9 protein-coding genes are annotated in these 7817 nt (G+C 72.1%); 1 reads left to right on the top strand and 8 read right to left on the bottom strand.

Going from position 1 to position 7817, the window contains the following annotated elements; genetic code table 11:
* The first annotated feature begins 179 nt into the window (after nt 1-179).
* Nucleotides 180-440, top strand: coding sequence for a 30S ribosomal protein S20 (rpsT, locus tag P0W64_RS14875; RefSeq protein ID WP_275480926.1), 261 nt, complete (start codon nt 180-182; stop codon nt 438-440).
* Between the two features lie 241 nt (nt 441-681).
* Here the strand turns inward: rpsT and holA are convergent, their stop codons facing one another.
* The 8 genes from holA to nadD form a co-directional block, all read right to left on the bottom strand.
* Nucleotides 682-1653: a DNA polymerase III subunit delta gene (holA, locus tag P0W64_RS14870; protein WP_275480925.1), complete on the bottom strand. Its 972-nt coding sequence runs from the start codon at nt 1651-1653 to the stop codon at nt 682-684.
* Nucleotides 1547-3184: a ComEC/Rec2 family competence protein gene (locus P0W64_RS14865; RefSeq protein WP_275480921.1), complete on the bottom strand. Its 1638-nt coding sequence runs from the start codon at nt 3182-3184 to the stop codon at nt 1547-1549. The genes holA and P0W64_RS14865 overlap by 107 nt, the downstream gene beginning before the upstream one ends.
* 4 nt (nt 3185-3188) lie before the next feature.
* Nucleotides 3189-4259 (bottom strand): helix-hairpin-helix domain-containing protein, encoded by a 1071-nt coding sequence (locus tag P0W64_RS14860; RefSeq protein WP_275480920.1) that lies wholly within the window; start codon nt 4257-4259, stop codon nt 3189-3191.
* A gap of 256 nt (nt 4260-4515) precedes the next feature.
* Nucleotides 4516-5352, bottom strand: coding sequence for a DegV family protein (locus P0W64_RS14855; RefSeq protein WP_275480919.1), 837 nt, complete (start codon nt 5350-5352; stop codon nt 4516-4518).
* Nucleotides 5349-6092 (bottom strand): diglucosylglycerate octanoyltransferase, encoded by a 744-nt coding sequence (gene octT, locus P0W64_RS14850; RefSeq protein ID WP_275480918.1) that lies wholly within the window; start codon nt 6090-6092, stop codon nt 5349-5351. The genes P0W64_RS14855 and octT overlap by 4 nt, the downstream gene beginning before the upstream one ends.
* Nucleotides 6089-6739, bottom strand: a complete 651-nt coding sequence (locus tag P0W64_RS14845) for a histidine phosphatase family protein (protein ID WP_275480924.1) — start codon at nt 6737-6739, stop codon at nt 6089-6091. Before P0W64_RS14845 ends, octT begins: the two co-directional genes overlap by 4 nt.
* 49 nt (nt 6740-6788) lie before the next feature.
* Complete coding sequence (gene rsfS / locus P0W64_RS14840; protein ID WP_275480917.1) at nt 6789-7145, bottom strand: ribosome silencing factor; 357 nt, start codon at nt 7143-7145, stop codon at nt 6789-6791.
* Entirely contained in the window at nt 7142-7795 is a 654-nt protein-coding gene (gene nadD, locus P0W64_RS14835; RefSeq protein ID WP_275480916.1) for a nicotinate-nucleotide adenylyltransferase, read from the bottom strand. The genes rsfS and nadD overlap by 4 nt, the downstream gene beginning before the upstream one ends.
* Nucleotides 7796-7817: the final 22 nt, after the last annotated feature.

Genomic DNA, 7817 nt, shown 5'->3' with positions numbered 1-7817 from the left:
CCGGCCCCGGACCGGACCGGAGCGTACGGATTTGGGTGTTCCCGGCCGCGCTGGTAACCTGGCACGTCGGCGGTGCCACCAGGTTCCGCGACGCCGCGATGCCACCGGGTGCCGCGAGCGAGGAGCCCGAGACGGGCGCCGCACCCCGACTCACCGAGAGAGCAAGAGAGACTAAACGCGTGGCCAACATCAAGTCCCAGATGAAGCGGATCAAGACCAACGAGCGCAACCGCCTGCGCAACCAGTCGGCGAAGTCGTCGCTGCGCACCGCGATCCGCCACTTCCGTGAGGCCGTCGCGGCCGGGGACAAGGACAAGGCCGCCGAGCTCCTCACCAGCACCAGCCGCCAGCTCGACAAGGCCGCTGGCAAGGGCATCATCCACAGCAACCAGGCCGCGAACAAGAAGTCGGCGATGGCTCTGGCGCTGAACAAGCTCTGATCTCACCAGGCGGCGCCCATACCGGGGCGACCGGCCGCATGAACGACGCGCAGACCGCGTCGCTCGCCGATGGGACTCCACGCGGTCCCGAGACCGGCTCGAGCGGCGCGGTTTTCGCATGCTCGGATATCGGCGGCGTGTATCGAGACGGCCTCCCTAGTAGTCCGCCGCCTCCCCACCGAGATTCGAGGCGGGAGCCGCCGAGCTACTGGGGACGGCGGATACGGGGTGGGACCACCGCTCAGCGAGCGAGTTGCGCCACGGCCCGAACCGCCTGCTCCAGCGCGTAGTCCGGGTCCGCAGCCTGCCCCTTCACGTTGGCGTTCGCCGCGGCCACGGCCTTCAGTGCCTCCGCCAACCGCGCCGAGTCCCAATGCCGTGCCGTCTGCGTAACCTTCTTGACCTTCCACGGGGCCATACCCAGCTCTCCGGCGTCGCGGTACTGATCCGGCGCGCGGCCGAGCCCGCGGATGCGCGCCACCGAGTGCACCGCGTCCGCGAGCGCGTCCGCGATGAGGACGTGTGGAGTCCCGCGATGCTGGGCCCAGCGCAACGCCTCCAGGGCTGCCGCGGTCTCCCCCGCGACCGCCTTGTCCGCGATCTCGAAGCCCGTGACTTCAGCACGCCCCGCGTAATAGCGGTTCACGGCGGCCAGATCGACTCGTCCGCCGGTATCCGACACCAACTGGGCGATCGCCGCGGCGAGCTCGCGCAGGTCCTTGCCGACGGAGTCGACCAGCAGGTCCACGACCTCGCCCGAAACGCGGACACCCTGCGCCCGGAACTCCGCCTTGGCGAACTCGGCGCGCTCGCGCGGGTTGCTCACGGTCGGCACCTCGACGACGCTCGCGCCGGTCTTCTTCAGGGCGCCGACCATCGCCTTCGCCCGTCCACCGCCACTGTGCTCGACGATCAGCGTGACGCCCTCCGGCGGCGCCTTCGCTGTCTCCACGATGAGCTCGACCGGCGCCTTACCCGCCTCGTCTGCGGACTCCAGCACGACGACCCGTTCCTCGGCGAACAGGGACGGGCTGAGCAGCTCCATCAGCTCCGGCTCCGATACGTCGCCCGCGCGCAGCCTGGTGACCGGCACCGCGTCTCCGGCGCTACCCGCGATCGCCGCCCCCGTCCCGGCCGCCGCGCGGGCCTGATCCACGATGGTTGCGATCGCCCGCTCCACCAGGAGGTCCTCGGTTCCCACCACCACGTGCACCCGCGCGTCTGCCACGCCTGACATGCTGCCAGACGGCACCGACACCCAACCCCCCGAGAGCCGTGGCGATGCCCGCCGCAGATCCGCCCGGCACAGGGACCTGCGGCCAGTCTGCGAACCACCGCGCCACGGTGAGCAACCAGCCCACTTCGGGGCGAGTCGCTCGGACCGGCAGTTGCGCGAGTGCGGGCGCGGGAACCGCCAACAACGCGCCGACGGTGCCGAGGACCGTCAGGACCGGAACCGCCGGTCCGGCCAACAGATTCGCGGGGAACGCGCCTAGCGGCAGCGTCCCGGACACCGCGACCACCAGTGGCACTGTCACGATCTGCGCCACGACCGTGAGTGCGACGAGGCCCGCCAGCGGCCGCGGGACACCCCGATGGTGCAGCCGCTCGGTCACTGCCGGCGCCCACAGCAGGAGACCCGCCGTCGCGGCCACCGACAGCGCGAACCCTATGTCCACCGCCAGCTGCGGCCGCGCCAGCAACAGGAGCACGACCGCGGCCGCCAACGCCGACACCGGCTGGCGCCCGCGGCGCAGCGCGACCGCCGCGACCCCGAACAGACCCATGACGGCGGCGCGCACCACCGAACCCGTCGGCCCGACCAGACCCGCGAACCCGATCACCGCCGCCCCCGTGACCGCCACCCGCACCCGGCGCGGCATGCCCACGAGAGAGCACGACGCCGCGACGCACAACGTGACTATGGCGAAGTTCGCGCCCGAGACCGCCGTCAGATGAGTCATCCCCGCCGCCGTGAAGTCGCCGCGGACGGTGGGCGCGGTGCCGGTCTCGTCGCCGAGCACCAGCGCGGGCAGCAGGCCCGAGTGCAGGCCCGGGAGCGACGCGCCCGAGACCGCGGTGAAGGACCGCCGCACCGCGGCCGCAAGGCCGTACCAGGGCGGCGCCGGGCCGACTTCCCGCGGCGGCCGCGATACCAGGAGCACCGCGGACGCGAGACCCGCGCGGTCGCTGCGCAGTACACGCGCCTCGACCTCCCACCGTTCGCCCGGGACCGCGGGACCGAGATCCGCGGCGCGGCCTATGAGCAGCACGCGGTCCCTGGCCGGCACGGCTCCGCCAGCCGATCCGGCCTGGAACACTGCGTCGTCGGGCGGGTCCCCGACGGCGAGCGCTGTGGCCGGCACCAGCGCCCGTGAGGTGTCCAGGTGCCCGGCGCGACTGCCCAGCTGGCGTGCCCACTCGTCGACGTGCACGTGCGCGAGTACGGTGTCGCCGTCGCGGGCGGCGATCGGGGCGGCATCACGCAGGTCCGCACGCAACCCCGTCCCGGTAGCGGCACCCGCTCCCAGGGCCATCGCGCCGAGCACGGCCCACGCGACTCGTCGGCCGCCGCGCGCAGCCGCCCGCGGCGTGCGGACGAGCGCAGCGGCGAACACGGCGGCGAGCATCGCGAGCGAGGCGGCGAGCGCGATCCAGGGGAACCCTTGCCGCAGACATACGATCGTCGTGGGCCACACGACTGCGACCGTGGGCAGCAGCCTCAGGTCTATCCGCGCGGCCACGGAACTACACCGTCGCCTGCGGCCTGATGCGCGCCAGCTTGGCCTCGCCGATACCGTTCACCTTGACCAGGTCATCGACGCTCGCGAAGGCGCCGTGCTGCTCGCGGTAGGCGACGATCGCCGCCGCGGTCGCCGCTCCCACACCGGGCAGCACATCGAGCTCCGCAGCCGATGCGCTGTTGATGTCGACCAGCGGCCCCGGCGCCGACGATGCCGACGCACCGACGGCCCCGGACGCCCCTGCCACGGGCGCGGCGGATACCGCCGCCGGCAGGACCGCACTGCGTAACGCCAGGCCGCGCTCCCGGTCGCGGGCCCCGATCACGACCTCGTCCCCATCTCGCAACGACCTGTCGAGGTCGATCCCGGCGGTGTCCGCGCCATGGACCGCGCCACCTGCCGCGGACAGCGCATCGGCTACGCGCGCGCCAGGGGCGAGGCGCTGGGGCCCGGGACGCCGCACGAGACCGACGACCGCCACCGTCAGGTGCGCCGCCGGTGCGGCGGACGACGAGACCGTCGGCGTCGAGGCGCGTCCCGAGCCTTCGGGTACGGACGCACTACTGGTCGCCGCCGCCGACGCACCGAAGTCCACGACCGGATACTGGTCCGGCGCCGCCGGAGAGGTCGCCACCGCGTAGAGCGCTACCAGGACCGCGACGATCCCGACTGCGGCGAGGCCGAGCGCAGTCCGCGGCGTCGATCGCACGCGCCGCGCCAGGACGCCGCGCCATCCCGTATCCGAGGGCTCGCCCCAGCCTTCGTCCCAGCCGTCGTCGCGACGCTGGTCCGTCTGCCGCGCGCTCCGAGGTCCGAAGTCGCGCAGCCACTCCGGCTCCGCGGCGACGAACTCCTCCGGCTCGCCGGCACGCCCGACCGCCACCCCGGCGCGACCGTCCGATTCTCCTGTGAAGCCGCCTGATTCGTCCGCACGCGCATCGGAAGCACCCGCCTCCGATTCCCCCGCGGCACCATCTAAGACCTCGTCTGCCCACTCACCGACCGGCCACGCCGCGCCCGATACGCCGCTTACGCCGTCACCCGGCTCGGGGGCCCGTCGACTCTCGCTGTCCATGCCCGGACGTTATGTCCAAGCCGAGCAGCGGCCCGCCTGAGAACACCGTCCTACCCGCCGGTTGTGGACAACTGCGTATGTGTGGAGGGACCAGCGGCACGTCTCGGTCGGTCGCGTCGCGATCAGCTGGAGAACGTAAGCGGAGACAAGAGTGAGCAGCAACCGTCGAAAGGCACCGGGACCGGGGCGGTCACATGGTGGGCGATGACGCGTTGCGGCCGACACACCACCGAATCACCTTGCCCACCTGTTCATCTCAACGACACGGAGCAACCGATACGCCCACGGCGCCGGGCCCGAGGTGCGCCGAGATGGTCCCGCCGAACGGCCCGACCACCAGGTCCTGAAGATCGGGCACGCGCTCGCGCAGCAGGTCGGCGAGGGCATCGGCCGCATCGGGGACGCCGACGTGGTGCACAGCCATCCGGGTCGGCGCCTCGCCGGCGTGTGCGGCCGCTAAGGTCGCCACCTGGTCCCGCGCCCGCCGGACGGTGCGCGTCTTGCGGACGGTCTCGATCCGGCCGTCGTCGCCCAGCCGCAGTACCGGCACGATCGAGAGCGCTCCGCCCAGCAGCGCGGCGACGGCGCTGACGCGGCCGCCGGCTCGCAGGTGCTCGAGGGTCGCCGCGCAGAAGAATCCCTCGGCCTCGGTGACGACGGCACGGGCCGCGGCGGCCACGGCGTCCCGGTCGGCGCCCGCGCGCGCGGCACGCGCCGCCTCCAGCACCCCGAAGCCCATCGCCATATCGATACGTCGCGAGTCGATGACAGTGATCGGCGCACCCAGCTCGGCGGCCTGCACCGAGGTCGTCGAGTACGTCGAGCTCAGGTGTGTGGACATGGTCACGGCGACGACGCCGTCTTCGCCGCCCGCAGCCGCTGCAGACTCGAGCACCTGCCGGACTTCGGCCGGCGAGGGCCCGGAGGTGGTGATGCCCTCTGCGACGAACGCCTCGGCCGGGATCGGCGAACCGTCGTCGATGATCTCGCCATGCTTCGTCAGGATGTGCAGCGGCAGGACGAACAGGCCCTCACTGCGCATCCGGTCGGCACCGATGGCCGCAGACGCGTCGGTCACCACCGCCACCGTCATCGCGTGCCCCCGCCGTTCGCCTGAGAGCCGTTCGCCTGAGAGCCGTTCGCGCGCAGCGCCGCCGCCACGCGCTCCGCCACCGCGGCGTGCATGTCGAAGGCCCAGTGGATACCGTCGATGTTGTTGCCTCCCAAGTCGAACGACCAATCACACAGGTCCCGCACCGGAACGTAGCCGACGTCGCTCCGATCCGCCCATTCCCGCATCGCGCGGTCCGTCGCCGCCCACCCCGGGTGCGCGTAACCGTACGCGTAGGCCCGCTGCGTGGCCGGACCGAGCGTGACGATCGGTGCCGATGGGCGTAGCGCGGCGAGCGCGGCGCGCGTGCGCTCCAGGTACTCGACGGTGACCTTGGGCGGCAGGGCCATGGGCCACCCCACGGGCGCCAGCACACGCTGCATGCGCCCGTAGCCGTCGCGGGCGAGAGCACGCAGCGACGCGGGCCGGATGTACCGGATCTGCTCACGCATGGCGGTCGGCAGCGGCGACGGCAGCGAGTCCATGCCGCCGAGCGCCAGCACCACCGCGTCGACGCGTGGCACCGCGGCCCACACGCGCGGGTCCTGCGATACGGCCCACCAGCCGTCGCGGGTGGTCCACCCGACGCGGCCGATCAGCTCGGGATCCATACCCAGCTCGGATGCGGCCAGGTTCGGCCAGATCCGCGGGTCGTCGGCGGGCAACGCCCCCTCCGGCCCGTAGTAGCCGAGGGAGTCGCTGAGCACCAGCAGCGCGGTCACAATACGTCGTGTGCGACTTCGGCCGACGCGTTCCACACGTCGAGTCGCCAGCGCGGCGCGTCGCCATGCCCGCTGATCTGGACCCAACTGCAGTTACCGAGGCCCCCCAGCACCGGCCACACCTCCACGGGCAGACCGAGCAGGCCCGCGGTGGCCGCCGCGATCAGACCGCCATGCGCCACCAGCACGACGGGCCGCTCGCTGGCACCCCAGTCGGGTACGTCCGCGATCAACTCATCGACCAGCGGCATGGCACGCGCCGCGACCTCCACGCGCGACTCGCCGCCCGGCGGGGCCCACGTCGGGGCGTCCCGCCACTGTGCGCGTGCACCGGGCATATATCCGTCGACCTCGATGTGCGAACGGCCCTGCCACTCCCCCAGATGCGTCTCGCGCAGACGGACGTCGGTCGTCACCGGCACCCCGGTCACGGCTCCCAGCGCGTCGGCGGTGTCTCTCGCCCGGACCAGGTCGGAACTCACGATCCGCAGCGGCTCGCGGTCCGCCAGCGCCTCCGCGGCCGCCGCTGCCTGCCGCCGCCCCAGATCGGTCAGCGCGATGTCCAGCTGCCCCTGCATACGCGCCTCGGCGTTGTACGGGGTCTGGCCGTGCCGGAGCAGCAGCAGACGCCGGACCACAGGCGTCATCCGCTCGACCGACGAGTCCTTGTCGTCCTCCACCCGCAGACCCACCGACCTATGCCCCTACCTCGATCACGGGGCAGTCCTTCCAGAGCTTCTCGAGCGCGTAGTACTGCCGCTCGTCCTCGTGGAAGACGTGGATCACGATGTCGACGTAGTCGAGTAGCGTCCAGCGTCCCTCGCGGGTGCCCTCGCGGCGGGTCGGCTTGTGCCCGGCCTCACGCAGCGCATCCTCGACCGCCTCGACGACCGCGTTCACCTGGCGCTCGTTGGACGCCGACGCGATCACGAAGCACTCGGTCAGCACCAACTGCTCGGACACGTCCAGCACGACGACGTTCTCGGCCAGCTTGTCGGCCGCGGCCGCGGCGGCGACGACAGCCATCTCGCGGGCCTGCTCGGATGCGGTCACTTTCCTCCTCGGTTCTGCGCGGTCGGGTCGACCACGGACGTGCCCTCCGCGGGCCGCGAGTAGAGCCCCCGCTTGGCGATGTACTGCACGACACCGTCGGGTACCAGGTACCAGACGGGCCGACCGGCGTCGGCCCGGGCGCGGCAGTCGGTCGACGAGATCGCCAGGGCGGGCACCTCCACCAGGAACAATCTATCGGGCGGCACGTCGCCGAGATGATCGGCGGCCAGGTGGTAACCCGGCCGGGACACCCCGACGAACGTCGCGAGCGAGAACAGCTCCTCCCAGTCCTGCCAGCTCAGGATGGACCCGAGGGCGTCCGCGCCCGTGATGAAGAACAGCTCGGTGTCGGGTCGCTCGGTATGCAGGTCCCGCAACGTGTCGACGGTGAACGTATCGCCCCCGCGCTCGATATCCACGCGGCTCACGCTGAACCGCGGATTGGACGCGGTAGCGATCACGGTCATCAGGTAGCGGTCCTCGGCGGCGGTGACCTCGGCCTTCTGCCACGGCCGGCCGGTGGGAACGAAGATCACCTCATCGAGATCGAACCGGTCCGCGACCTCACTGGCGGCGACCAGGTGGCCGTTGTGGATGGGATCGAACGTCCCACCCATCACGCCCACGCGGCGCGGCTGCTTCGAGGCCATAACGGTCAATCGTATGGGGCGC

This window comes from Tsukamurella sp. 8F, from assembly GCF_029167375.1.
In the GTDB taxonomy this organism is placed as follows: domain Bacteria; phylum Actinomycetota; class Actinomycetes; order Mycobacteriales; family Mycobacteriaceae; genus Tsukamurella.
Note: the sequence above shows the minus strand (reverse complement) of the source record. Positions and strands in the feature narration are given on the sequence as shown.